This is a genomic window from Spirosoma endbachense (assembly GCF_010233585.1).
GTDB lineage: Bacteria > Bacteroidota > Bacteroidia > Cytophagales > Spirosomataceae > Spirosoma > Spirosoma endbachense.
Map to the genome: position 1 here is coordinate 4,601,673 of NZ_CP045997.1, position 26,783 is coordinate 4,628,455.

Sequence of the window (26,783 nt, forward strand, 5' to 3'; positions counted from 1 at the left end):
CGAGATTGAATGAAAAGCTTGTTAGTAACCAGGATTCTGGGTGAGCGCTTTATTTGTCACCGTTTCGATATATGGAATCGGCCACAGATAATCCCGCTCAGGTTTAAAGATCCGGACTTCGACTACCCGCATATCGGCTTTGTTGGGAACACTACTGTAATCAGGCGTTCCGTTTGCGTCGATACTGGGGGCCGTAGCCAGCAGTCCTTTTGGAATTCGGCCCAGAAAATTGCCCACCAGCAGTTTGTCGGCCAGTTTCCAGCGACGAATGTCCATCAATCGAAAGCCTTCATTTGTCAATTCATACTTACGTTCCTTGCGAATAACCGAGCGCAGTTCTGCCTGGGTTTTACCCGTTTTGATGGCAGGCATAGTGACCGTTGGGCGTTGACGAACCGCGTTGATGGCATCGTATACCGACTGATCGATCTGGTTGGCTTCGATCTTCGCTTCGGCATAGATGAGCAACACTTCGGCATACCGGATCAGCGTGACGTTCAGTTCCGAATTGCTGCGGTCATCTTTGTCGGTCATATCGGTGTATTTGCGCCAGCAATAACCGGTATAGGTGGCAAACGCATGAATCGCATCCTGGTTGTCGACCCTGGCACCCGTGGCGTAGTTAATCGTCTTGACGCTGTCTTTGTGGGTTTCAAACTTGAAATTGAAGTAGTTGGAACCCGGTACAGCCACCGTAAAATCCAGGCGTGGGTCGCGGTTTTTGAACGGCTCTTTCGGATTGTAGAGGGGCGATTTATCGATCGACAAGCCGTCTGTACACTCGTACGAATCGATCAGGATCTGACCCGGCACTTTATTAGAAGCGCCCTGCGCATTTCGTGACAGGAAATTCTGCGGTGTACTGTGGATAACGGTACTGGTTTTCAAATACTGCAAGGCAAAGATAATTTCATTCGAAGTCTGGCCTTTGTAAGAGAATAGTTCGCCATAGTTGGGATGCAGCTTGTGTACGTTCAGATCCATCACATCCTTGGCCGCTTTGGCCGAAACATCCCACTTACCATTGTACAGGGCCGTCCGGGCTTTGGTCGCCAGAGCGGCCCCTTTGGTAGCCCGGCCAACATTTTTGGCATCGTAAGTAACCGGCAGATCCTTAGCCGCTTCATCCAGTTCGCTAAAAATAAACGTGACACAGTCTTCCTTGCTGGCTTTTGGAATCTGCGAATCCGATAGTCCTACTGTTTTGGTAACCAGAGGCACACCGCCGAACAATTCGATCAGGTAATGGTACATGTAGGCGCGGACAAATCGGGCTTCTGCCCGGTAACGGGCTTGCAGCGTAGCATCCATTTTGCCATCCAGCTTACCCATATTGTCCAGAATGAAATTACAGCGGCCGATAATTTTATACGAGTTGTCCCAGACGGATTTCACAAATCCGTTGTTGCTGTCGTGGCTGCCTTTTCCGAGCTGTTGCAGGGTGCTGTTGTTCCGATCCCAGCCGAGATCAGTACAATCATCGAGCAGCAGTTGGGTAGGCATTGCATCGGTGGGATGAAAGTTCATGCCTTTGTAGCAGCCATTTACGGCCAGTTCAAGTTCGCTGGCGTTGGCAAAATAAGACTGATCGGCTGGGCCTTCCAGCGGAAAACGTTCGAGGTAATCTTCGCAGGCCGTCGTGCTCAGCATCAGGCAGACCAGCAAAAACCAGTAGTGTATCTTTTTCATTCGTTATGATGTCTTTGAAAGTAGCTATAAATCACGCTGGCCTTAGAAACTGGCATCGATCCCAAAACTGACCATTTTTACCTGTGGGTAACTGCGTCCCGTTCCGACCGGCGACTCGACGTCGTAGCCGTTCCAGAATTTATCCCAGGTCAGTAGGTTTTGGCCGTTGACGAAAAACCGTACGTTACTGATGCCCGCCCGCTGGGTCAGTGCCGTGGGGAGCGAATAACCGAGCTGAATATTTTTCAGGCGCAGATAGGCCGCATTCCGCAACCAGAAACTGGAGATCTTTTCGTTGTTCGATTCGCTGAAAGCCAGGCGGGGAAAAGTTGCATTCGGATTTTCCGGCGTCCAGTGATCCTTATGCTGCTCCTGCACCGTTCCACCGAGGAAAAACGGCATGATGCCCTGCTCGTTCAGCAGCCCGTCGGCCTGGCCAACTCCCTGGAGCACAATGTTCAGGCTAAAGCCTTTGTAGTACCCATTCAGCGTAGTCCCATATGTAAACCGGGGAATTGTGCTTCCAAGTACTACGTTGTCGTCGCCGTTGATAATCCCATCGCCGTTCTGGTCTTTGTATTTAATATCGCCGGGTTTGATCACCCCAAATTGCTGGGCATGGGAAGCGACTTCGTCGGCCGTTTGGAAAAGACCCTCCGCCTGCAAACCGTAAATGGAGCCAATTGGATACCCTTCCCGATTCACGGTCAAACCTGTCTGGTTGACGCCCCGCAGATCAACTACTTTATTTTTTACGTCCGAAAGATTAAATCCGATATCGTAGCGAAAATCCCGGACAGCACCTTTATACGTCAAACCCAGTTCCCAGCCCTTGTTTTCGACGATACCCGCATTTTGAAACGGTGCTCCCAATCCAATAATCGTCGGTACATCCAGTCTAAGCAAAATGTCACGCGTTTGCTTGTAGTAGTAATCGGCCGTTATGGACAATCTTGAAAATAATGTTGCATCCAGTCCGATATCTGTCATCTCGGTAGTTTCCCAGGAAATATCGGAGTTGGCCAGCGTATTCAGCGCCACTACGTTAACGATCTGCTTGCCCAGCGAATAGGGACCAAATTGCAGTGACGACATAAACGGATAATTACCGCCTGGAATATTCTGATTGCCTAACTGTCCCCACGATCCGCGCACCTTCAATTCATTGACAACCTTCAGCAATGGCTGCATGAACGATTCCTGCGATATGCGCCATCCCGCCGATACCGACGGAAAAAATCCGTACTTATGCCCACTGGCGAACCGGGACGAACCGTCATAACGAGCATTGGCTTCCAGCAGGTACTTCTGCTTGTAATCATAGTTTACACGACCAAAAAGGGATTGCAGCGCCCATTCCGACGCGCCCCCCGTTGTCCGCTGAATGTCGGACGCACCCGCATTAATTACCTGATAGTCAGGCAACAAATACCCTTCCCGATAGGCCGAGTTGTTATCGTTCCGAAAATCTTCACGGGAAAAACCGACCAGTACTTTCAAGCCGTTTTCGCCGTAGGTCTTGTCAAACGTAAGGGTTCCACGCAGGGTGGTGTACAACGATTGGTTGGTCGATTCGGTCAGGGAGCTTTTGGCTGGTGCCAGGAAACTCAGTGTACCATCCGGTTTGTAGGCCTGGATAGCCTTGTTAAAGTTCTTATCGGTCGATAAAGCGAATTTCGGAGCATAGGCTACCTCCGCCGTCAGCCCTTCGATGGGCTTGTAAACCAGGGCGGCATTCACCAGCACGTAAGGGCTGTTGTTTTTCTTCGTGCCCCCATCCCTCGACATGGCAATCGGGTTATCGCCGTTCCAGCCGTCGCCCCAGGTGCCATTGGAATTGATACCGATCTGATTGGCCGGAATCCGGTTCATCCAATGAAATACTTCTTCGGAACCCCGGCCCGGCTCGATGGTCGTAGCGGCCACAAGTTGCAGATCGGCGCGGGCACTGAATTTCTTCGAAAACTGAATATCCGTATTATTCCGCAGGGTGAACCGCTTGAAACTGGAGTTCGCTATAATCCCTTTCTGATCCAGATAACCTACCGATGTCAGGAAACGAATCTTTTCACTCCCACCATTGACGCTCAAAAAATGGCTTTGCTGCAAACCGGAGCCCGTCAGTACTTCCTTTTGCCAGTCGGTATCCGGATATAAATCCCGATTGGTTGACCCTTCTGTACGGTATTTCTGGATCAGGGCATCGGCATACAATGGCGAACGACCCACATTGACATAGGCTTCATTGGTCATTAGCATGTGGTCGATGGCATTTGCCATTTTGGGCAGATTAGTGGGTGTCTGCCAGCCGATGTAGTTGTTATAATTGACTGATATCCGGCTTCCTTTGGCCCGTTTTGTCGTTACCAGAATAACGCCATTGGCAGCCCGAGCACCATAAATAGAACCCGAAGCTGCATCTTTAAGAATGGAGATCGATTCAATCAGGTTCGGGTCGATGCTATTTATAGAGCCCTCGATGCCATCAATCAAAACCAGCGGGTCAGGACTACTTCCGAATTCGCCCCCAATGGTTCCAACGCCCCGAATCCGAATCGTTCCGCCATCGCCCCCTGGTCTGCCTGACCGCTGAAACACCGTAACGCCCGGCATTAACCCCTGCAGAGCGGCCGATGTCTGTCCAACGGGTCGGCGGGTTATCTCTTCACTGGAAATGGATGATACTGCACCCGTGAGGTTTACTTTTTTCTGGGTTCCGTACCCCACAACGACCACCTCCGACAGTGCTTTGGTGTCGGTTGCTAGCTTTACACCGACGGTGGTACGCTTACCAACCAATACTTCCTGCGACAGGTAACCGACAAAACTGAACACCAGCACGGCATTCTCGTCAGGAACATTCACCTGATAAAAGCCCTTGCTGTCGGTGTTCGTACCACGGGTCGTACCTTTCAGGATTACGCTCACGCCCGGCAAAACAGCTCCCGTTTCGTCCGTTACAGTTCCGTTAACGCTCAGATCGGCCACGTCTGGTTGTTGTGGCACGGGTAGCTGCGACACATGGATAACAGTTGGTTCGTCAGATAGAGCAGTCGGCTTACCGGATTCTGCCGGTTCCGTTCCCTCGTTTGAAACTGTTGATTTTTCGCGACGGGCTTCGGTGATCACGTAGGTATCTTTCCGAATTTTCCGAACCCGCAAACCCGTATGTTTCAGGAGTTGATGCAGATTTTTCTCCAGCGAAAGGTTCAGATTCAACGCATCTGCGGAGACATTTTTGCCGACCATGATCTGGTCCTCAAAGACAATTTCGACCCGATAATGCCGCTGCAAATCGAGTAAAACATGTTTGAGTTGCGTTTGACTGCTTCGGCCGGCGGACCGTTGCATAACCTGTGCCGACGCGAGTGTCTGGCTAAAGACGTTTATTGGATAATTGGTCAATAAAACAGCCAGAAAACTTAAGTGGTAAACGGTTTTCTTCATGTGGTCTAATCGTATAAAGAGGCAGAATAATTAGTTGTCTTTCAGGAGGAGGGTATTTTCGGTGGAATCGACACGGAGTCGGGAGGTCGCCGTCAGCAGTTCCAGGAGTTCACTACCGGTTCGGGCCCGGAAATTCCCGGAGATGGTTCGGTGAGCAAGCGAATCATCCGTAATTTCTACGTTAACCCCGAAGTGTTCGCCTATCAGATAGCAGACTTCCCACAAAGAGGTATTCCGGAAAAGGAACAGATGCTCCTGTTGTGCGGTCAGGGCCTTCACCGGGGCCAGTTTTCGTAATTGAATCGTACCTTGTTGACTCAACATGACCATTTCACCGGGCTTCATCATGACTTGCTGCTCCTTCGTTTCCGTTTTGTAATCGACCCTGATTTTTCCACGGTCCAGCACGACGTTGGTCCTTTGCTTCCGGGCATACACCGTAAATTCCGTACCCAGCACTTCGACCTGAAACTGATCGGATGTTTTGACCACAAATCGCTGATGATCTGGCTTGTGTGTTACCGAAAAACGCCCTTCACCTGTTAGCAGTACCTGCCGGACATCAGTCTGAAAACCAAAGCGGGGCACCCGAAGCGACGAATTGGGTTTCAGGTTAACATCGGTTCCATCGTCGAGCCGGATTGTTTGCTCCTGAAAAGCAGTCGTCTGATAGGTTTGGTACAGGAATCTGTTTCGCAATGGACTCAGGACCAGCCCAATGGCGATCAAAACCGTTGCGGCTACCAGATAGGGTTTCCATCCCCACAATTGGAAAGGTGAATGTCGCATCGGCAGCACGTTTTCGCCTGCTTCCGGTGCTTCAGCCTGCTCCAGACGCTGCGTTAGTTTGTCAAAGGCAGCTTCCTGATCAGGTATAAATTGCAACGAGCGCATTTCCCATTCGAGCAGCCAGCCATGGAAGGTTTCGGCATTGTCTGGATTTTTCAGCCATTCCTCAACCAGTTGTCGTTCGAGCGGGTTGGCCTGTCCAGCCAGATAGGTGAACAGGTTATGTTTCGATAACGAATGATTCATATTCGTAGAATTTGAACGAGAGACTTCGAAAGCCGTATTTCCCCTTAGTTCACTAGAAAAAAAGATTGAGTAAACACAGCAGCAGGGTCCATTCTTCCCGCAATGTCTGGCGTAGGTGTTTGAGCGCCTTGGAGATGTGAACTTCAACGGTTCGGGGCGAAATCTGCAATTCAGCAGCAATCTCGTCGTACTTTTTGTTCTCGAACCGGCTCATCAGAAAGACCCGCCTGCACTGGACGGGCAACTGACTAATGGCCTCGTTAACGGCCAGAAAGAGGTTATTGAAATGAACTTCCGAATCGGGTTGGGGCTGATTGCTCGGCAGATGGTTTTCGGTGGCCGACTCAATCGAATCTGTTTTGCCGAATTCTTTGCGCAGATGCGTATAGGCTTCGTTTCGAACCGCCGTGAACAAATAACTGATGTAGGACGAGTGTATTTTCCGGTAAGCTTCCGATCGATAGAACTGATAAAATACTTCACTCACCAGATCTTCCGCCAGTTGCCGGGAATACACAAATCGAACGGCGTGGCTGCACAAAGGCGTATAATAGTGCCTGAACAGCAACTCAAATCCTTTGCGTGGCTCCTGTTCAAAAGCTTTTCGCAGAAAAAGTTCTGAATCATATACCGTCGACATCGGCTTTTCTCCGTTTACTGAAGGCGAAGACCAGGGGTCGGGCGAGGGGTTAGTAGACAATACTGTAAAGGTAGCCATTGACTCGGAATTGCTTAAACGAATCAAAGACTTAATTGTACAATTTTACCCTTACTGGTTTTCAAAAAAAAGTGATTTATTTCTCAAAAAACGTCAAATAAACGAGTTGAGGGGTGTGAACCACAATCTGTTTCTCTGGTTAGACTAACCGGTTTTGGTATAGTGAGTAGCCCCTGCTCTATTTTGATTCAAGCGTGTTTTACGTGCCAACAGCAGAAGCCTGAGTCGTATGGCTCAGGCTTCTGCTGTTGGCACGTGTTGATTCCGAACGCTTTTATGGAGAAACTGCAAGTTACTAACCAGCATCTGGCAAAGTAGCGAGTGTTGCCCTTGTTGCACCAGTAATTTCACCCGTAGTTGCATTCTGTATAAAGCCGATGACCTCCCAGTCCTGTTGCGTAAAGCCAGCAGGAAGCTTAATCGTGCTCTGTCCTTTTTTCTGAGGGGTTAAGGTCACCTGATGCAATCCGCGTACAATCTGAGCATGCGATAGCGTGCGCCCGCCATTTTCACCACTGCGGACTTTACTACTGGCCATTTTTTGTACAACTGCAAGCAGTAGCCGATCGGAAGTTGACCCTCCGGTTACCTGATAATTTACAGTCAATCGTTCACCATGTTGTTGAGTCTGAAGGGCAACACTGCCCAACGACGCGGCTGACAATGATCCGTTTATGGCATTACGGAGAGCGCTTTCGTCTGATCCAACATATCCGGCTTTCCCGTTCACGATAACCTGTGGCGTATAAATTTGCGGTTCGTTGAGCCAATGGCTATACGCTACCTGCCGCCTGGAATAATCGGGACTACTAAAGCTATCTTTCCACCCAAGGCGGTCCCAATAGTCGACGTGATAAGCCAGTACGAAAACGGGTTTGTCTCTTGACTCTTTTTGAATGTTAGCCAGCAAATCATCCGCTGCCGGGCAACTTGAACAGCCTTCGGAAGTAAACAGCTCGATCAAGGCAAACCCTTTACCACCTACGGGTGGTTCGAATTTCGTTTTACCATTAATAAAGTCAGTTACTAGTAGAACCAGCATCAAAAGACTGGCAATGAATGTCAAAACGTTAATGGATTTCATGGTTTCAGTTTTTATTTTTTTACTTGGCAGTAGTCTCTTCAAAGCCTCCTGGTTAGCACCTATGGGATGACTGGACTGGTATTGTGGGAGTAATTTGAACCTCGCCAATCAATAACTGTCTACGTCAAAAATTGCCTTGGCAAAGGCTTCTGGGGCTTCCTGGGGAACATTGTGGCCAATGTCCTTCAGGATTCGGTGCGAATACCTGCCGGTGAATTTCTTTTTGTAAGATGCTCCGTCGGCGGCCGCTCCATCGAAATCACTGGCAATAGTAATCGTGGGAACCGAAATGACAGGACCGGTAGAAAGTCGTCTTTCCAGATCGTCAAAGTTCGATTCGCCTTCAGCCAGACTCAGACGCCAGCGGTAATTGTGGATCACAATGGCGACGTGATCCGGGTTGTCGAAAGAAGTGGCCGTGCGCTTGAAAGTGGCTTCATCGAAGTCCCATTTCGGGGAGGCATTCTTCCAGATGAGCTTGTTAAAATCGTTCCGATTTTCGCTGTAGCCGATTTTGCCGCGCTCTGTAGCGAAGTAATACTGGTACCACCATCCATATTCGGCATTAGGTGGCAATGGCTGCTGGTTCATTATCCGATTAACGATCAGATACCCACTCACGGAGACCAGCGCTTTGCAGCGTTCAGGCCAGAGAGCAGCCAGGATGTTGGCGGTTCGTGCTCCCCAATCGAAACCGGCGACGACTGCCTTTTCGATCCTGAGCGCATCCATCAACGCAATGGTATCCACCGCAAAGACGGATTGCTGCCCATTCCGTAACGTTTCAGTTGACAGGAAACGCGTTGTACCAAAGCCGCGCAGATAGGGCATGATTACCCGGAAACCTTTTGATACCAGTATAGGCGCTACATCGGCGAAACTATGAATATCGTAGGGCCAGCCGTGCAGGAGAATGACAACAGGCCCATTAGCGGGCCCAACTTCTGCGTAGCCAATACTCAGTACGCCCGCATTTATCTGCCTGATGGGGCCGAACGGTGCGTCTGAGCTTTGCTTATTCGTGGTAGACCCTATTGGTTTTACAGTTTCAGATTGTGCATTCGCAACACTAAACAAGCCGAGCTGAGTGGCGGCAAGGGTCAAGACCGAAGTACCTAAAAAGTGGCGACGGTCAACTTTGGCTTGATTTTCCATTTGACAATTGTTACTAAGTTTAATTCTGATCAAACTTATTCCATTCGTCAAATCGGAAACAGCGTTTCAGGGGCTAACCGGGCATTTTGATCGGCCAGTTGGACAGTTTTACTGCCCAGTTGCCAGTGAGTGTTTTTGTTCTGTAGTGCCCTCAATTGCTACAAAACAATTATCGATTTTCGAGCCAGCTTAAAAAAGTTGGTGCTTTTTCCTTATTGATCAACAATTTATCGGGCGTCGGGATAACCAGTTTTACGTATAGTTTACGCATAAAATAATGTTCTACTTCCTTTACTGCGCTAAAATTGACGATGTACTGCCTGTTCAATCGGAAGAACTGGCTGGGTGACAATAGACTACTGATCTGATCGAGCGACTGATTGACCGTGTACTCCTGTAGATCGAAGCACTTGATCGTAGATAGCTCGTTTCTGATATAAAAGAAAGCAATACTATCTGTGGCAACGGTGATGTATTTATTGTTTTTAAATACCAGAAAACTCTTTTTCCCGGTTGGTGGTGTAAGTTGAGCCAACAGATCATTCAGGCCGGCAATGGCACTCTGCTGGAAAAATGAACGAAGTTCATCGACTTTCCTGAAGGCGTCGATGATATCATTTTTTGAAAATGGTTTTAGTACATAATCAACGCTATTCGCTTTAAATGCTTCCAGCGAGTACTCGTCAAACGCAGTACAAAAAATAATAGGGCACGAAATTTTAACCGTTTTAAAAATCTCGAAACATAAACCATCCGAGAGCTGGATATCCATGAATATAAGGTCGGGCTGATTGTTCTCAGTTAGATACTTCTGAGAGCTTTCAATACTCTGAAGTTTTGCAATTACATTAGCCTCTGGCCTGACCTCTGCTATGATCGTTTCAAGCGATCGGGCCGCCTTTAACTCGTCTTCAATGATGATGATGTTCATGAATGATCGGGAGTTTAATTTTGAAGGTATTATCGAGGGATATGACCTCTATCTTCCTGTCTAACAGATGATTATACCGCTGTTTGATATTTTGGAGCCCAACGCCTAATGAAGACTCCTCGCTTCTTTTTAATTGCAGTTGGTTCTCAATAACGAGTGTATCATTTTCGGTATACAGTTTAATATGCAACGGCCGTTCCAGTGATACGATGTTGTGTTTAATGCAGTTTTCGATCAGTAACTGCAAAGTAAACGGGGGAATAAGCGTATTGAGATACTGTTCATCAATGGTCTTTGTAAATATAAAGCCTTCCTCAAACCGTGCTTTCAACAGAAAGTTATAGGCCTCTACGATTTCCAGCTCTTCCGACAAATGAATCAGGTCTAATTTGCGACTCTCTAAGGTAAATCGATAGAAGTTTGCCAGTTTCAGAATAAAATCCACCGAATTCTTATCCCCACTTTCAACCATAACTTTCAATGTATTCAGGCTATTGAAGAGGAAATGAGGATTGATCTGCTGTTTAAGCAATTCATACTGCGCTCCCAGATTATCGGCCGTTGTGCGTTCCAGTTCGATATTTACCTGCTGATTCCTGTAGTTCTGATAGAGCAGATGCAGAAGCATGTAAAAAACCAGGTTAATGAGTATCCCCCTCACCTCAACCATCAGCATTACGGGTCCGAAATTGATATGTGCCAACAGGAGTTGCTGTAGAGAAGCTAACCCCAACATGACCACCATACCAACAAACAGACTGCTTAAAAGCCGATAGTATGAAATGGTCCTGTTTCCGTATTGTGAGTAGTGTTTGGGTAGCGTGTATAGGTTATAATACCATACAAACAGAGAAAACAGACAGGTAATGGCCGAGTTGACCGCTGCCTCCGCAGCGTTGAAATGCCGCTCAGCTATCTGAGGTACAGATGATAATATACCCAGGAAAATTGAACTGGTCCATATGATTCCAGGAGAGATTTTAAAGTTTGTATTTCTCATTGACTAATATATTGGGGATACAAAACCAGCCAGCACAAAGCTTAACTTCCTCGCTCGTTAAAGCAAGAACGATTTATGTAGAATTCTGTGATTGAGCACAACCGTTGCGTTCGCTATCTGCCAGCTCCGGCTAAAAAATAGCCTGCCGTGTTATCACGGCAGGCTATCTATGTATGATTAGTCGGTTTACAGCAGATTAATCACAACGTTAATGTTTCCTCGGGTAAGTTTCGAATAGGGACAGGTCTCGTGTGCCGTTTTAACCAATGTCTGAGCAACGTCACGGTCCAGTCCGGGTAAGCTCACAGTAAGACGAGCCTGAAGGAAATAAGCTCCAGCCGTGTTAGCCAGGTCAACTTCCGCATCGATGGCGAGGTCTGCCGGGAGTTTAATCTTCATGTCGCGGGCTGCAATCCCCATCGCTCCTTCGAAACATGCCGACCAGCCAGCAGCGAATAGTTGCTCGGGGTTGGTACCAATGCCCGGCGTTCCCGGCGACGAGAGCTTAATATCCAGTCGTCCATCCGAGCTTCTGGAAGCGCCATCCCGACCGCCGGTCGTATGGGTTTTGCCGGTATAGAGCACTTTCCCAACTTCATTTATGTTGATTTCTTCGAAAATTTTTGTCGAATCCATGGTTAATACTTCGAGTTCGTTCGTTTCCATTGTTTTAAGAATCAAGTCTGATTGTTTTCTCAAAAGTATTCTTCCAGCACACGGAGCTCAATCACGAAGTGTGGCAACCGGACAAAGTTGACCGTGAAGTAGACACTTCCAGGTTCGACTATTTTTATTTGATGGGGTGAGATAACACACCCTCTCCTCCTGCCCAACTCTTGATTCGGTTTGAACTACAATTTGGCTGCACCAAATACTCCGCAACAAATAAGGGTGTTCACTTCGCACTGCGCGAGGTGAACACCCTTGAGATTATATCAATAAAATCCGGCTAAACCAACAACATTAATTCTTCCGGGAACGATCACACCTGAATGCCGGGGCCTCCGTATTGGGCAAGATTTTAACTAACGATCTCTTCTGTCTGTAACTTTTTTAGTAATACTTCCAGCTCCCTTTTTTTGACCGTGTAGATGCGATGCTCCCAGCCGCTGGCGAAATAGACCAGGACAAAAAAGATCATGAGGACAACTAAAAGCCACCCTGATTTTCCACCCTCCCAAACACTAAGCAGGCTAAGGGCGCCAATGGGAACAATATTCCAACGCAGCAGCCGTGACAGGCGAACCTGGTAAGTAGCCATTGAGATCGCTTCATTCAGCTCGCCCAGCATCGAACGATCAAACGTCGTTTCACTTTTAAGCCGACGAATCCGACTGACAATAACAAATAAGGCAGTCACAAGCATCCAGCCAGCCATTACATACATAAACAGGTTCTCAGGGCGCTTAAAGAAATTGATTCCAAGCACAATGCTCCCGGCACCCAGATTCACCAAAATTGCGAGTAACTCACTGAAATTAGTGATATGATGAGCCTGGTTCTTTTTTGCCAGAATGCGTTTATGCAACCCGTTTTCATTGATCACCCAGAGTGGTTCCTTTGTCTGGGAATCCCAGATTTTTTGCAGTTCGTCAAATTCCATGATAATCCTGTTGTTTAGATTTAGAGATGAGTAGTTTCTTGATGCGATTGATTTTCACGCCAACATTTGATTCCGTGATTCCCAATATTGTCGCCATCTCTTTGTAGCTGAACCCATCCAGAAGCAATAGGGAAAGCGAACGATCTATCTCATCGAGTTTGTAAATTTCTTCATAGAGCCAGGTCAGACGTTCATCGAACTGAATGGCAGGCCCCTGTAAAATAGGCGGAAGCTGGTCAAGAGTTTCGGTGCTTTGGGTATGTTTCCGTTCTTTATTGGCCCATTTAATGGCCGTATTTAGCGCAATACGGTAAATCCAGGTGGTGGTTGACGACTGCTGACGGAAGGAAGGAATGGAATGCCATACCTGAATGATGATCTCCTGAAAAAGATCATCCTGGTCCATGGCTGTAACGGCATAAGCCCGTACTACTTTAAACAGCAATGCCTTATATTGGCCAAGCCACTGGGTAAAGGTTTGATTCTGTTCTAGTTCACTCATGACACCCGGTATTTACTCTATTAGTACTCATCAGGGAGTGAATTCTTACAAGTCTATAAAAATTAGCGATGATTTTTACGGTTTTACCCTCCCACCTCATCCTATATCCAGCGCCTTCGTTCGTTAGGAGTGATTAGCCAAAGTCGGATAATACTGAGAATCCGTCTGGGTTCTCTATAAGTTGACATAAGAAAGGCCGTCAGACTGGAATTTAGGGTGTAGAGTCACCCAAGTCCCAACCTGACGGCCTTTCGCCAGCTAGCTGTCTGATCTTAATTATCAGTGATTATTTCGTCACATCCTTGTTGCCATTCCAGGTCTGATGATTGATACTCAAAATCACCCCTTTCTTTTCCAGTGCCGTTTTTAAGGAATTGTAGGCCAAATCCTGCACGGCTTTTTTCTGTTTTATGGCCATCGCGGCCGCAATACCCGCACTATTGCCCAGTTGCATCCAGGTCGATTCGACCCGTAACGAACAAAAACCAACATGAGAAGACGAAGCACAAACAGGTACGAGCAGGTTGGTGCACTCAGTAGCTTTTGGCGTAATAATTCGGTAAGAGAGTTCATAAGGCTGGGTGATCGGCTCCCAGATTCGGCCTTCATTCACAAACTGTGTCTTCGAAACGGCAACCCGCTGAACATGGTGGCTATCGATCCAGTGTGAACCCAAACAAATGGCATCAGGCTTTGTCCGTTCCTGTAGAATGTCTTTCTGGGTTTGCACATAAGCACCAATCATCCGGCGGGCCTCCCGTACGTAGAGGTAATACGGGAAATTTTCATTATCCGTAAATTCATCGGCGCTCAAGCCATAACCCGCCGTTTCCGTTCGCAAAGTCTCCGGAACAGATGGGTCATTGGCCAGATAATACATCAGCCCGAGGGTCCAGGCTTTATGGTCCTGATAAATAGCATCCCGTCGGGCATAATTGGCTTCCGGATAATCGACATTGCCCCCAAAATGGCCCAACGAAATAACGGCTTTCTGCTTATTATTCGTCTCAAATTTACCCTTCGGATACGTCCAGGAATACAGATCGATTATATCTTTTAAGGTCGTTTCCGGGTGGTTTTTAAGCAATCGGGTCAACAAAAGATAACGTTCCGGTTTATACGAAGCTGGTTTGGGAAAAGGCCGCCGATCCGATTTGGTGGACATCATCAATCGAAAATTGTAATTCATAACCCGATCGCTGGCCTGCCCCTCTGTCAATGTATTCCGTTCCACAAAACCCGGCAATAACCTGCCCGAATCGTCATAAGGAGCGGCCTCAATGGGCGTATCGATAAAGCGTACGCCACCCAACGATTCCCCATATTGCCCACGGCTTTCCCGGCCATGCGTATGAGATACACCTGCGCGAGCCATCAGGTCACCTTCATAGGTAGCATCGATGAAAACTTTCCCGGCAACGTTTTTCCCATTCGTCAAATTTACGGACTGAATGACTGTACCTTTTTTTTGAACAGAATTAACAAACGCTTCGTACACGACGGTCACGTTCGCTTCCTTCAATAAATCGGTAAAGGTTTTTTCGGCCACATGCGATTCGAAGTAAAACGTAGGGCCGCTTTTGCCGTAGTGCTTACCCAAGCGTTCATAAAACTCCAGGGGCAGTCCCGAATACGTCTCCTCGATCATGTGTTCTGATTCGGCCGTACCGATGCCACTGGTGTTGAGTCCGCCCACGTGTTTAGTGGGCTCGATAAGCAGAACACGCACCCCTTCGCGAGCGGCCGCTACAGCCGAAATAATACCGCCAGGGGTTCCTCCATAAACGACTACGTCGTAGGTTTCTGTTTGAGCAGGCTTTTTAAGCCGGAACGAGCAGCAACAGACTAGTAGTAAGCAAAAAAAGAAAATCGATTTCATCATTAAATCTGAGATTAATGCAGCGCTCCCGCTACTGCCTGGAATGGAAACTTGACAGGATGTGATAATTGACCCAAACAGGGCGGCTTAGTAACCGGGATTTTGCCTGAGCGCCGGGTTCACGTCGATTTCAAAAATGGGAATGGGAAACAGCAGGTTTTTTTCTGTAGCATTGGTAAAGCCTTCTTTTTGAGCGGCTTCCAGAAATTTGCCGGTGCGCAGCAAATCCCAGCGACGATGCCCTTCTCCTGCCAGTTCCCAGCTTCTTTCCTGAAGTACGGCTTCCCGAAACTGCGCCTGAGTCAATCCTTTCAGGTCTAGCAGGTCCGATACCGCATTTCCCTTTCTGGCTCGCGCCCGCACCTGATTGATCGCTGAATAGGCTTCTGAACCGGGGCCATTTTGTTCATTGAGGGCTTCGGCATAGATCAACAGCACGTCGGCGTAACGAGTAACCAGAAAATTGTTACGGGCCTGCTGGGAACCGCAAGCCAGTGGGTCCCAGTATTTATCCAGATGAGGGCCGGTACGGGAAGCCACTACCGTTCCATTGGCCAGTTTCTTTTCCAGAATGACTGTTACATCTTTCCGGTAGTCGCCCTTTAAAAACGAATTGGCGAAATAGTTGCTGACCTGGTAAGATCCGCCGGTCAGGTTGATCGGATAGCTAAAATAAATGGCAAAATTTTCGGCCATCGGACTCCCATATTTTGGAAGCACACAACTGTACTGAATGGAAAATATGTGTTCTGGGCCGTTTTCCTTTTCTGGCGTAAAGAGATCCCGATAATCGGCAACCAGACTATAGGTCTTTGAATCAATCACTTCTTTCGCTTTAGCAGCCGCATTTGTCCAGTCTCTTCGGGTCAGATAAACGGTCGCCAGAATGGATTTAGCCGCTCCGACCGTTGCCCGACCGATTTCACCCACAACGATGTAGGTGGTTGGAAGTACCTTCTCGGCATCGAGTAAATCCTGGGTAATCTGCTGATAGACCTTGTCGGTGGGGTCGCGGGAAACTCGGACATTGACCACGTCGGTCGAGGTTTTCACCACCAGCGGTACATCCCCGAAAGCACGAACTAAATTGAAATAAAACAGCGCGCGCAGAAATTTCGCTTCCCCCACAACCTGATCACGAAGTTTCGTATCCATCGCAATGACCGGCACGTTTTCAATGACTCGATTGGCGCGATCAATGGCAACGTATGAACTCGTATAGAAGTCGTCGAACTGGGTGTTGGCCGAGGTGTATTTGTGCTGGTCGATTTCGCTGATCGAGGCACTACCATCGGGCCGAAGGGTCAACTCCTCCCCGCTCAAATCGCCCAGACTGATCATTGGCATACTGTAAATGGATTTCGCCCTGTCATAAACCGCATTGATAGCGGTGACGGCATCAGCTGCGTTATTAAACGAATTCGACTCGCTCAAAAAACTGATGGGTTCTTCTTCCAGATTTTTCTCGCATCCACTGACCATCAACAGAAGGCCCAGCATGGATACTACGAATTTGAATGATTTCATTGCCGTATAGATCGGTTAAGTTTTTCCAGAGGGAATAAGTAGTTAGAATGTGATCGTGCCGCCGATTGTGAAGGTTCGGGCCGGTGGGTACGCGAAGTTGTCGATGCCGTAGGTGGTATTACTCGTGAAGTTCGAATTGACTTCAGGATCATAACCAGAATACTTACTGACAGTGAGGAGATTCTGCCCACTTACATAAACCCGTGCTGCCCGGATGGCTTTTGTTTTCAATGGGAGTCGATACCCCAGCGAGATGTTTTTGAGTCGTAAAAATGACCCATCTTCGATCAGATACGAGCTATTGAAAATACTCCACTGCCGGGCAGAAGGCCGATTGTTGGACGGTTTTTCGGTTTGCCAGTGGTCGTTGATAAAGCTTTTAAGTGCCGTAGCGCCGGGGTCCGTTTCCGTAATATTTCGGGTCTGATTGTACAACTGATTGCCCTGTACACCCTGAAGAAAAATAGCCAGATCCAGTCCCTTGAATGAAAAGGTATTTGTGAGGCCAAAGATGAATTTTGGTAAGCCATTTCCAATCACCGCCCGGTCTGTCGCGTTATTGAATACACCATCGCCATTGACATCTTTGTAGCGGGGTGCCCCTCCTACGTCGCCAGTTTGAGCCAGGCCACCGGCCGCTTTCACGGCTTCATTTGACTGCCATACACCATCGAAAACCCGACCATAGAACGACCCGACCGCTTCCCCGACTTTAACAATCGTTTGCATGCTTGTACCACCATCGGTCACCAGGTACTGATCTGCATCGGCCAGCCGGAGCACTTTATTCCGATTCGTGGAAATATTTCCGTTGGTCGTCCACTTGAATTTTCCGTCTATGTTCACCGAAGTAATGCCCAGTTCAAATCCCTTATTTTCGAGACTGCCAATATTTCGGGTGACGGTTGTAAAGCCAATGGTGGCAGGCAGGTCGATGGCTAATAATAGATCGGAGGTCGTTTTCTGGTAATAATCAGCCGTTAGCTGAATTCGGTTATTAAGCAGCCCCAAATCGAACCCGACATCAAACTGGGCCGTTTTTTCCCAGCGCAGATCGGGGTTGCCAATTCGGCCAGCCTGCGTTGTCAGCACCTCCGTATCGCCAAAAACGGTGCGTGATGTGACGTAAGCCGACAGGGAATTGTAGAGACCAATACCATCATTACCGGTGATTCCATAGCTCAGGCGAAACTTCAAATCGCTAAGTGCCTGCACATTTTTCAGAAAGGGTTCATCGGATACCCGCCAGGCAAAGGCACCGGAAGGGAAGAAACCATATTTATTGTTAAGCCCAAACCGGGAAGATCCATCTACCCGACCTGTGAGCGTGAACAGATACCGATCCTTGAACCGGTAATTGACCCGGCCCAAATACGAGTTCAGGCCCCATTTCTGTACTGAATTGGTGGGAGCAATCAGCACCGATGCCTGAGCCAGACTGTTCGCGCCCAGCGTATAGTTGGCAAAATTCTGGGCTTCCTGATAGGTCCGTTCCTCCCGATTGGATTGGAATGTGATCCCCGCCAGTACATCGAAGGCATGACTGGCATTCAGTGTGCGGGTATAGGTGAGTGTGTTTTCGTTCAGCAGATTCACATTGCTCGAAGTTCCGTTCGAGCCGTATCCATTTACGGTATTGGCAACCAGTGTCTGAGGGGTAAAAAAGACGTTTCGTCGGGTATTCAGCAAGTCGACGCCTACACTAATACGAGCGGTTAACCCGTTCAACACTTTATATTCTCCGAAAAGACTACCCAGAACCCGGTCACTGTACAGAATATTCGTGGATGTTCGTAACAAAGCCACTGGATTGGCGATACTGGCCATACCCGAGCCCGGTCCCACGTTCAGCAATTGCCAGTTGCCGCTGGCGTCATACACGGGGCTGGCCGGAGAAATGGTTCGGGCCGATCCAACAGGGCTTCCCCCGTATCCGCTCTCATTGACCCCATTGTTAACACTCCGACTGACGGTGAGCGTCGTCCCAATTTTTAGCCGGTCATTTACGTTCGCGTCCAGATTGATGCGGCCCGTATACCGTTTGTAGTTATTGGCGATAATAATCCCATCCTGATTGAAATAGTTGGTACTCACTAAATAGCGCAGTTTATCGGTGCCGCCAGAAAAGGAAAGCTGGTAGTTCTGCATGGGAGCTGCCCGGTAAATTTCCTTCTGCCAATTTGTGCCGACGCCGTATTCTGCTGGTTTTTTGGGGTAGGCAGGCGTGTATCCATAGCGTTCGGCAAAGCCGAGGTTACGTAGCTGCTCATTTTTAAGTGCTGTCTGTTCTTCGGCAGTTGCCAAATCCAGCATTTTAATGATGTTCGATACGCCATAATAGGCTTCAAAATCAACGCTCGACTGACCTTCCTTCCCCCGTCGGGTTGTTACCAGTACCACACCGTTGGCACCGCGAGAGCCGTAAATAGCCGTTGCCGACGCATCTTTCAGTACTTCGATGCTCTCGATATCACTTGGATTGATGGTTGCCAGTACATTCGGAAAACCGACGGAACCGCCGGCTCCCTGCGCCGTTGCCGGATTAGTTACCGGAAATCCATCGATGACATATAGTGGATCGTTGGAGGCCGAAATCGAGTTGCCGCCCCTGATCCGGATGGTGACCCCACCACCCGGCGCATTCGAGGAGTTCGTCACCTGCACACCCGATACCCGTCCCTGCAAGGCCTGATTAAAGGAGGTAACCGGCTGTGCCTTCAGTTCGCTTGACCCGATAGAAGCCACCGAACCGGTTAAATCTCGTTTTTTGACTGCGCCATACCCAATAACCACCACTTCATTGAGTGATTTGTTATCGGCTTTCAGAGAAATATTGATCGTTGTCTGGTTGCCAACGGTTACCTCCTGCGGCTCATAGCCAACATAAGAAAAGATCAGTACCGATCTTCCATCCTGCACCAAAAGCCGAAACTTTCCGTCTCCATCCGAGGAAGTGCCCCGGTTTGTCCCTTTCACCACGATACTTACTCCCGGTAGCGCCTGCCTCATTTCGTCGGAGATGGTTCCAGAAACGGTCTGATCAGCGGGAACGATAACCTCAGCCTGAAAGGAAGGTTGAGTTTCATCGGGCACCGCCACCGGACTTAACACGATCTGTCGACCCACGACTTCGTACCGTAACCGAAGCGGTTTGACAACTTTATCCAGTACGTCGCCCAACGATTCATTGGTGGCTACGACCGTGATTTTGAGGTCAAAAGGAATTTCGCGCGGGCGAAACGCAAACCGTATATTCGTTTGGCTTTCAATTTCTTTAAGCACTTTGCGGAGCCCCTGATTTTCGAGCCGGAAAGTCACTCGCTTATTGAGTAATTCCTGGGCGGTGGCATCGTTAGCCAGTGAAGCCCCCGCAAAAATCACCACTAAAAGCGCTTGTAACAGCGAGAGTTTCATGAGGTGAAAGAGGGTTTGGACGGGTACTGGTTTTTTCATTAGTTTTACCTGTTTTTGAAAGTTTTAGGACAAAAACGCCCCCTGCATCTTTTCATGAGATGCCTGCGAACCAAACGCGTGAAGGGGATTTTCGACATCCGTGGTGTTACGAGCACTACGGATGCTCTTTTTCAGGAATGCTATCTGGCGCTTATGACTGGTTATTTGTATAGGTGATCAATTCGGTTTCTGGCAGCCTTTGCTATAAATGACCACCTGGGCATCGATGAGCTTGTAATCCGCATCCAGTACCTTACAGATGACATCTAATTTTTGAAAGAGATCTTCATCCGTAAGACTTAACGTTAGCGTGCAATACCGCATAACTTCTTCGTCAAAAATGACATCGACCCCGTAGGCCCGCTCAATGGCATTAAATACCTGGGCTGCTGATGCGTCGTCAAACGCAAACGCCTGCACATCTTTTTGGGGAATAAGTAGACGAGGGCTTTCGACTAATGTTTTATTGAGCGTAGCCGCATCGCGTTGAAAAACAGCCTCCTGATTGGGGGTCAGAACCATGCCTTTCGATTCAGGATCATGGACCCGCCCCGGCTGATTTGGGTAAACCGAAACCCGGCCCGTTCGCACGGTTACCGTCACCGTCGGCGCATCGACCAGCGCTTTAATCCGAAAACTCGTCCCCAAAACTTTGGTAACCAAGCCATTGGCATAAACGACAAATGGCTTCTTAGGATTCTTTTTGACATCGAAAAAAGCTTCTCCGGTCAGATATACCTCTCGCTGGGCACCTGCCAGCTCAGTTCTGTACCGCAATCGACCGCCTTTATTCAGATCAACCTGGCTTCCATCGGCCAGTTGAACCTGCATGATCTGATTCGCTTCATTTACGGTTTCAACCCATTCGTCGGCTGTCCGGGCTACTCCCGGTATAGCGTCCGTTTCTTTTTGTGTCAACTGTCGGGCCAGAAAACCAATGCTCAGAATCAGACCTATCGAGGCTGCTATTTTCCAGCCGCGCTGCCAGTTCAGCCAACGCGTCATCGGGATCGTGCGTGACTCTTCCAGCGTGTTTTCAATCCGGTTCCAGATGGTATCCACTGTTTCGCTCAAAACCGGCGTCTGCTGAATATGCTGCAAACCCGTGACTAGCCGCCTGGCTTCCTCTATCTGGTAATATCGCTCGGGATATTCCCGCAGAAATTCTTTCCAGAATGCTTCTGTCTCGGGCGTGGGCGCGTTGATCCACTCCTTAAAGTAGTCGTCGGCCGCCAGATCTTCCGCATTAAATTGATAATAATTCATGGTTGTATCGCTTTTCAATAGTCAGCTTATTTTTAATATTCTTATGATTTATATGATTTTTTAAACAATAAACCACATAGAATCATCATAATTAAAATTTTAGGTGTATGATTTCACAAAAAACAAAAGGAATCATACCTCATCATATTCACCTTAAAAATCAGCGTTCTATTGGCTTTAAACTAATCGTGCTAATTCGAACCACAGCAGCGATAACGAAAAAATTCGGACGACTTCGCGGAGTGTTTTCAGTGCTGAGTAAATAAAACGACAGGCCGATTGGTAATTGACGCCCATGATCTGGGCAATCTCTTCGTTGCTGAAATGCTGGTAGAACCGCAGGTTCAGTGCTTCCTGCTGACGAGGTGTCAGCAAGGCGTAACTTTTGCGGAGCTGTCGGAAAAGTTGTTCGATTTCCTCGCGTTCGATGAGGTTGTTTTCAATCACAAAGTCATCAGCGGGAACGGGGGCCGAGTCAATATCAGAAGCCTGAAAAAATAAATCCCGGTTACGAACTTTATTGATTTTATTCCGTAACGACCGAAAAAGATAGAATTTGATCGAATCAGTATCACTCAGATTAGCCCGGCTTTGCCAGAGTTCAATGAACAGATCATGGATACTATCCTCGATCAGGGGTACATCGTTCGTAACCTTATGGCCGTAATTCAGCAGATCATGGGCGTAAAGTCGGTAAATCTGTTGAAAGGCCGCACTATCCCCCTGACGAAAGGCATACCATAGGTCGCTGGGAGAAGGCTGGATCGGCACCGTATTTTTATAAGTTAGTTATGGGTCAATCAGGGCAATGGCTGGAGCTATCGACCCACCAAGGGCCCTATATTTACTAATGCCAAGTTTATTCGCTTTTAATCCTATTTTTCGATTATTTTTTTCAGATTATTTAATTCTCAGGATAAATCGTTCCTAAAAAGCGCTGACAATGTTCAGGACACGATAAAACCAGTAGATCCCCGGTTAGATGGGTATAGTCTGGGCGACACAAAGCTTCCGGGATGTAACTGAGCGTAAAATCCATTCTTACAGCTACCATCACCCGACACTGTTGGGGCATTTTAATGCAACTGCTGCATGGAATTTAAGCGATTATTAATTAGCTGTACGACTCACCACCCTACATTTGGCGCACTGAGCCCTGTTTACATGGGCTTTGCTCATTAGGCTGGTTTACTAAATACATGCTTTATTTCCGATCACATCACCCTACTTTTTAGTAGAAAATAAGATTCCGGAGTAAAGTCCTAAAACAACTTTTTCGCTTAAACTTAACGTAATCAATGATTTCTACCTTCACGAAGTACATTGGGGTTGCCCTTATCGGAACTGTACTAATTGGCTCCTGTAGCCGTCCGGTTGCTTATTTTCAGAAGAGCCCCAATAAAATCTATGCCGCTGCCCCTCCCATCACAGTATCGGTAGAGACGCCTGCCGAATCTGTTTCGGCACAAAAAGAGTCACTCGTGCAGGCAACTTCAGTGATTACACAGCTTGACACCTACGTCCGTAACGACAACAAACTGGCCGCAAACAAAAATTTGAATAGACGCATGGCCCGGATTAAGACATTGCTGGCTTCTACTTCAGGCAAGCCTGACTTGAAGACCACCCATGCTCCCAGCCTGAAAAATGGGCTTCAAAAACTGATACAAAAGAAAATGAACCGGCGAATCGGCAAACAACTGGCTGCGGCTCATCCCGACAAGGCACTTGTGAATGGCGGTAAGCTGATTGGTGGAATTGTTCTGTTGGTTGCAGGCTTGCTTTTATTGATATTAGGCAGCGGTACGGTTGCTTTTATTGGCCTTATTGTGAGTCTGGTAGGCGCGTTGGGGGTAATTGTGGGTCTATTTGGGATTGATTCCTAACGTAATTCAATCCCTTTGCCCCTTTCATACGGGTGACGTTTTAGAATTAGCTTGACGAGTTCGGGCATCAGTTGATTCTCAGGAAAATAGTCCAGTCTTTTCGCCAAACCCCGTGCCACGGTTAACCATGATGCTCAAAAATAACCGTGGCACGGGGTTTGGCGAAAAGACTGTAGTCATTGATTTTTGTTTCAGTTGTTGGGGCAACTTTGTCAGGTGTGGCTTAATCGCTTCTGAAAAATCAATTGATGCCTGCACTGAATACCGTTCTCCCAAATGGGTTCGGGATATAGACGTACAAAATAATCCCGGTCAATATCGATCAGGTCGAATCCCTGTTGCTGGTAAAGCGCAATCTGCCCGATGCTTGAATTTCCCGTTGCAATCAGTAACCGCTGAACACTACTCTGCCGGGCTGCAACGATTATTGCCTGTAGCATTGCTTTTCCGAATCCCTTGTTCTGGTGGTCAGCGGCAACGGCCAGATTAAGTACTTCCCCAGCGCCTGATTCGTATATCTGCCATACGCCAATGCCTACTATCCTACCCTCCACCTCCAGCAAATAGATTCGGCTATCGGGTAAATAGGTATCAATTTGCTCAGGACTGGGGTCCGCCAGGAGCAACAGGTTATACGGAACGGGTTCGTCGGCATGACGCTCCCGAATCAGGTAATTCGAATAATGGCGTTGCATCTCCTCTGGCCTACTTGCTGTCATAGCAATTAATTTTCCTTTTTCACTTGCTCTAAAACAACCTGCATTAGCTTCCACAGCGGTTCAGAAACCGCTTGATCCCTATTCATTGACAAATTTCCCGCTTATTTCTGTGCCTGAGTCAGGGTCAAAACGGGCAGTTGACGATTAAGGAGCGAATATCAGGCCGATTAGTGCCCAAACTTACGCCCTTTTGCCTAAGACCGCAGGGGGTGAATCCGGCAATTTTGTAGTCATCTTGCGACATATCAGGTTTTTTTTTGGAAGCTTATTCACGCTCCGGCAAAAGTAGTTGCGCTCTTTCTCAACACGATTACCCAGATACGCCAAAAGTTTACCAGTTTACGCCACTTCTGTTTCCCAAGTTCCACTTAAACAGGAGTCTACTTTACTTTAAACCAGCAACTACATCGTTGAAAGTCAGGCAGTCAATTGACTGCGAAGCTACGCGTACCGAAAGCGCCGGAATAGAATAAAACCGACATGTTTTGATTAAATCAGGGGCGGATTTGCAATCGATTCTTCTGACTAGCTGGCTCAGGGTAAACCTGAATGCAGCAACAGGTTAAAGCCCCATCACGTACACATCAGCCTTTGGGCTGGCATACGAAATGGGGCTGACGTGTTATGAGTTCGGAATTTTAGACCGGAACTGTCATGAACGACGGCCTTTAACGATGGCTTCAATTAAGCCCCGCATATAACCGATGGCGAATAAAGCACCGATGTTACTGTAGCCCGGATGTTCATTGCTATCTCCGGCCATAGTTGGCACATGATCGGGGCGCATCGGTCCACGAAATCCGATCTCATAATAGGTCTTCATGGCTTCGTACATATCGGTTTTGCCATCATCGTGGAAGGTTTCCTCGAAATGATTCCGATCCCCGCGAACGTCGCGAAAATGGACAAAATGAATTTTATTTCGCTTGCCAAAGTACTTAATCACGGACGGAATATCTTCACCCATTGTCGCAAACGTACCCTGGCACAGTGTAATGCCATTGCTGGGACTTGGCACAATCTCGATCATTCGTTTGAAGGCATCCGCCGACGTCATAATCCGGGGTATGCCCCGAATTGCATCCACTGGAGGATCGTCGGGGTGCAGCGCCAGCTTAACGCCATGCTTTTCGGCTGCCGGTACTACGGCTTTCAGAAAATAGGTCAGATTCTTCCACATGGTCTCTTTCGTAAATTCGCCATAAGAAGTCAGCGTATTGTCTTTTATGCTGTCGATATCGAATGCACTAACCAGTGCCCCACCTCGGCTGGGTCGATCCATGCTGGTTCGGGCCCAACTGATAACCGGCATCCAGTTATAACAGATCGTGTCGATTCCGGCTTTGGCCAGATTCCCGATGAAACTGATAAAGTTTTCGATTTCCTGATCACGACCATCCAGACCCAGTTTTGTTTTTTCGTTGAGGGCGGGCGGGCCTTCGACTACCCGAAAGGTCAATCCTTCTTTAGCCCAGGCCTCTTTAACGGCCATAATGGCTTTGTAATCCCAGGGATTGACATCCGTTATGCCCAGCGCCCGTGCATTGATACCCCCTACGGCATTCATCACCTGAAGCTGTTTCGACAGCTCTATCCGGCGCTTATCCATTCCATAGAAGTGAGCCAGACAGAACTGAATTCCCCCGTCTTTACTATAGGAATCACGGGCGATATCCAACGGCGCGGGCACTTCGGCAGGCTGCCCGGTTACTGACAGGGCGGCTAACGATGCGCTCTGCTTGATGAAACGACGACGCGTGTTTTTCACTGTTTTATTCGACAAGTCTTGCTGAATTTGAACGTCAATATATCGACTTATTTGTCCCACCCGATTCGGGTCATAAATAAATCGGTGCTCGGGCTAAGCATGACAGTATTCATGCCTGCGGTGAATACAGCTTTCGAACAGCCTTTTTTTCGGTTCAACCCGATGAAATGCCAGTTCAGCTATTCAGGTGCTGGATACAGCCAGGCAAAGACTCAACTTTGAGGCCGTAAACAACCAAAAACAATTTAACATGAAGAACCTTCTCTCGCTTTTTGCATTTATCTTAGTATCGCTAAGTTTGTCGGCTCAACAAAAACCCGCTGTACGTAAGCCTATTAGCCCCGCTGTTCGTACGCCAGCGACTCAGTCAAATTCAGCCAAAACAACCACAACGCCCCAGAATAAGCCCGTTGCGGCAACGAAACCCGCTCCGGTCTATCAGGAACAGGCTACGACAGCTCCAACGCCGACTAAACCACAGACGTTGGCAGCCAGCCGTCCGGCACCTCAATCGACGATACCCTCTAAGGAAAGTCATTTCCAGATTGGCTTCCGGCTCGGCGGCAACTCGTCTACAATAGGCGGTGTCGACGTTTCCGAGTTAGGGTCAGGGGTTAAGTTAGAACGGGTAACTGGCTTTCATGGTGGGGTGGTATTCAATATTGGTGGTCCAACGTTCTCGGTTCAACCCGAAATTCTGTATACACAATACGGCGTTCGCATGGCGTTTAACGCCGACTACCTACAGATCAAATACAATCTGGTGGAAGTGCCCGTTCTGCTGAAAGCTACATTTGGTACGTCCAACGCTCAATTTTTTGTAAATGCCGGACCCGTTGCTACCTATACGCTGAGTGGAACGATTTCGGTTCGGGAAGGCGGTCAATCTGATTCGCAGACCATGGATATGACCAACGAAGGGCGGTTTTCCTATGGCGCGTCGGGGGGAGCCGGAGTATCGCTGAAGGCCGGACCGGGTAAGTTTTTGCTTGAAGGCAGATACTCGTATCTATTCTCGAATAGCAGTGATGAGACGAAATTAACGCCCCAGAATGCTATGGTATCAGTGGGCTACCTGATCCCCATTGGCGGCCGCTAAACTCCTGAATTAGTCGCTCGAA

General features: G+C 48.1%; 20 protein-coding genes. 2 read left to right on the plus strand and 18 right to left on the minus strand.

All coding sequences use genetic code 11. The annotated features are described in order from the left end of the window. Nucleotides 1-21 precede the first annotated feature (21 nt). From GJR95_RS18570 to GJR95_RS18645, 16 genes are all read right to left on the minus strand, one after another. Nucleotides 22-1,689, minus strand: a complete 1,668-nt coding sequence (locus GJR95_RS18570; RefSeq protein WP_162387286.1) for a RagB/SusD family nutrient uptake outer membrane protein — start codon at nt 1,687-1,689, stop codon at nt 22-24. A 42-nt stretch (nt 1,690-1,731) separates the two neighbouring features. After that, nucleotides 1,732-5,136, minus strand: coding sequence for a SusC/RagA family TonB-linked outer membrane protein (locus tag GJR95_RS18575; protein WP_162387287.1), 3,405 nt, complete (start codon nt 5,134-5,136; stop codon nt 1,732-1,734). A gap of 30 nt (nt 5,137-5,166) precedes the next feature. Further along, nucleotides 5,167-6,171, minus strand: coding sequence for a FecR family protein (locus GJR95_RS18580; protein WP_162387288.1), 1,005 nt, complete (start codon nt 6,169-6,171; stop codon nt 5,167-5,169). Between the two features lie 52 nt (nt 6,172-6,223). Further along, nucleotides 6,224-6,889, minus strand: a complete 666-nt coding sequence (locus tag GJR95_RS18585) for an RNA polymerase sigma-70 factor (protein ID WP_162387289.1) — start codon at nt 6,887-6,889, stop codon at nt 6,224-6,226. Between the two features lie 295 nt (nt 6,890-7,184). Next, on the minus strand, nt 7,185-7,973 hold the full coding sequence (locus GJR95_RS18590; protein ID WP_198424858.1) for a DUF1223 domain-containing protein: 789 nt from the start codon (nt 7,971-7,973) through the stop codon (nt 7,185-7,187). A 108-nt stretch (nt 7,974-8,081) separates the two neighbouring features. Continuing rightward, nucleotides 8,082-9,128, minus strand: a complete 1,047-nt coding sequence (locus GJR95_RS18595; RefSeq protein ID WP_162387290.1) for an alpha/beta fold hydrolase — start codon at nt 9,126-9,128, stop codon at nt 8,082-8,084. Nucleotides 9,129-9,297: 169 nt separating this feature from the next. Next, nucleotides 9,298-10,059 carry a LytR/AlgR family response regulator transcription factor gene (locus tag GJR95_RS18600; RefSeq protein WP_162387291.1) on the minus strand — a complete coding sequence of 254 codons (762 nt, stop codon included), beginning with the start codon at nt 10,057-10,059 and terminating at the stop codon, nt 9,298-9,300. After that, a complete protein-coding gene (locus GJR95_RS18605; protein WP_162387292.1) occupies nt 10,040-11,059 on the minus strand; it encodes a sensor histidine kinase in 1,020 nt (339 codons plus the stop codon). The genes GJR95_RS18600 and GJR95_RS18605 overlap by 20 nt, the downstream gene beginning before the upstream one ends. A 186-nt stretch (nt 11,060-11,245) precedes the next feature. After that, nucleotides 11,246-11,725, minus strand: a complete 480-nt coding sequence (locus GJR95_RS18610; protein ID WP_232541237.1) for an organic hydroperoxide resistance protein — start codon at nt 11,723-11,725, stop codon at nt 11,246-11,248. A gap of 355 nt (nt 11,726-12,080) precedes the next feature. Beyond that, nucleotides 12,081-12,662, minus strand: a complete 582-nt coding sequence (locus GJR95_RS18615; protein ID WP_162387293.1) for a hypothetical protein — start codon at nt 12,660-12,662, stop codon at nt 12,081-12,083. Further along, the gene (locus tag GJR95_RS18620) at nt 12,652-13,164 is read right to left on the minus strand and encodes an RNA polymerase sigma factor (protein ID WP_162387294.1); all 513 of its coding nucleotides are present in this window, start codon (nt 13,162-13,164) and stop codon (nt 12,652-12,654) included. The genes GJR95_RS18615 and GJR95_RS18620 overlap by 11 nt, the downstream gene beginning before the upstream one ends. 286 nt (nt 13,165-13,450) lie before the next feature. Next, nucleotides 13,451-15,046, minus strand: a complete 1,596-nt coding sequence (locus GJR95_RS18625) for an FAD-dependent oxidoreductase (protein ID WP_232541238.1) — start codon at nt 15,044-15,046, stop codon at nt 13,451-13,453. 84 nt (nt 15,047-15,130) lie between these two features. Next, on the minus strand, nt 15,131-16,570 hold the full coding sequence (locus GJR95_RS18630; protein WP_162387295.1) for a RagB/SusD family nutrient uptake outer membrane protein: 1,440 nt from the start codon (nt 16,568-16,570) through the stop codon (nt 15,131-15,133). Nucleotides 16,571-16,612: 42 nt separating this feature from the next. After that, a complete protein-coding gene (locus tag GJR95_RS18635; protein ID WP_162387296.1) occupies nt 16,613-19,984 on the minus strand; it encodes a SusC/RagA family TonB-linked outer membrane protein in 3,372 nt (1,123 codons plus the stop codon). 216 nt (nt 19,985-20,200) lie between these two features. Beyond that, nucleotides 20,201-21,289, minus strand: a complete 1,089-nt coding sequence (locus tag GJR95_RS18640; protein WP_162387297.1) for a FecR family protein — start codon at nt 21,287-21,289, stop codon at nt 20,201-20,203. A gap of 177 nt (nt 21,290-21,466) precedes the next feature. Continuing rightward, nucleotides 21,467-22,060 carry an RNA polymerase sigma factor gene (locus GJR95_RS18645; RefSeq protein WP_162387298.1) on the minus strand — a complete coding sequence of 198 codons (594 nt, stop codon included), beginning with the start codon at nt 22,058-22,060 and terminating at the stop codon, nt 21,467-21,469. 527 nt (nt 22,061-22,587) lie between these two features. Between GJR95_RS18645 and GJR95_RS42180 the strand changes: the two genes are divergently transcribed. Continuing rightward, nucleotides 22,588-23,175 (plus strand): hypothetical protein, encoded by a 588-nt coding sequence (locus GJR95_RS42180; RefSeq protein WP_232541239.1) that lies wholly within the window; start codon nt 22,588-22,590, stop codon nt 23,173-23,175. A gap of 212 nt (nt 23,176-23,387) precedes the next feature. On the opposite strand, the gene GJR95_RS18655 is transcribed toward GJR95_RS42180, so the two are convergent. Both GJR95_RS18655 and GJR95_RS18660 read right to left on the minus strand, forming a co-directional pair. Continuing rightward, entirely contained in the window at nt 23,388-23,894 is a 507-nt protein-coding gene (locus tag GJR95_RS18655) for a GNAT family N-acetyltransferase (protein WP_198424860.1), read from the minus strand. A 652-nt stretch (nt 23,895-24,546) separates the two neighbouring features. Next, a complete protein-coding gene (locus GJR95_RS18660) occupies nt 24,547-25,662 on the minus strand; it encodes a mannonate dehydratase (RefSeq protein ID WP_162387299.1) in 1,116 nt (371 codons plus the stop codon). A gap of 250 nt (nt 25,663-25,912) precedes the next feature. On the opposite strand from GJR95_RS18660, the gene GJR95_RS18665 reads away from it, so the two are divergent. Further along, nucleotides 25,913-26,761, plus strand: coding sequence for a porin family protein (locus tag GJR95_RS18665; RefSeq protein WP_162387300.1), 849 nt, complete (start codon nt 25,913-25,915; stop codon nt 26,759-26,761). Nucleotides 26,762-26,783 lie beyond the last annotated feature (22 nt).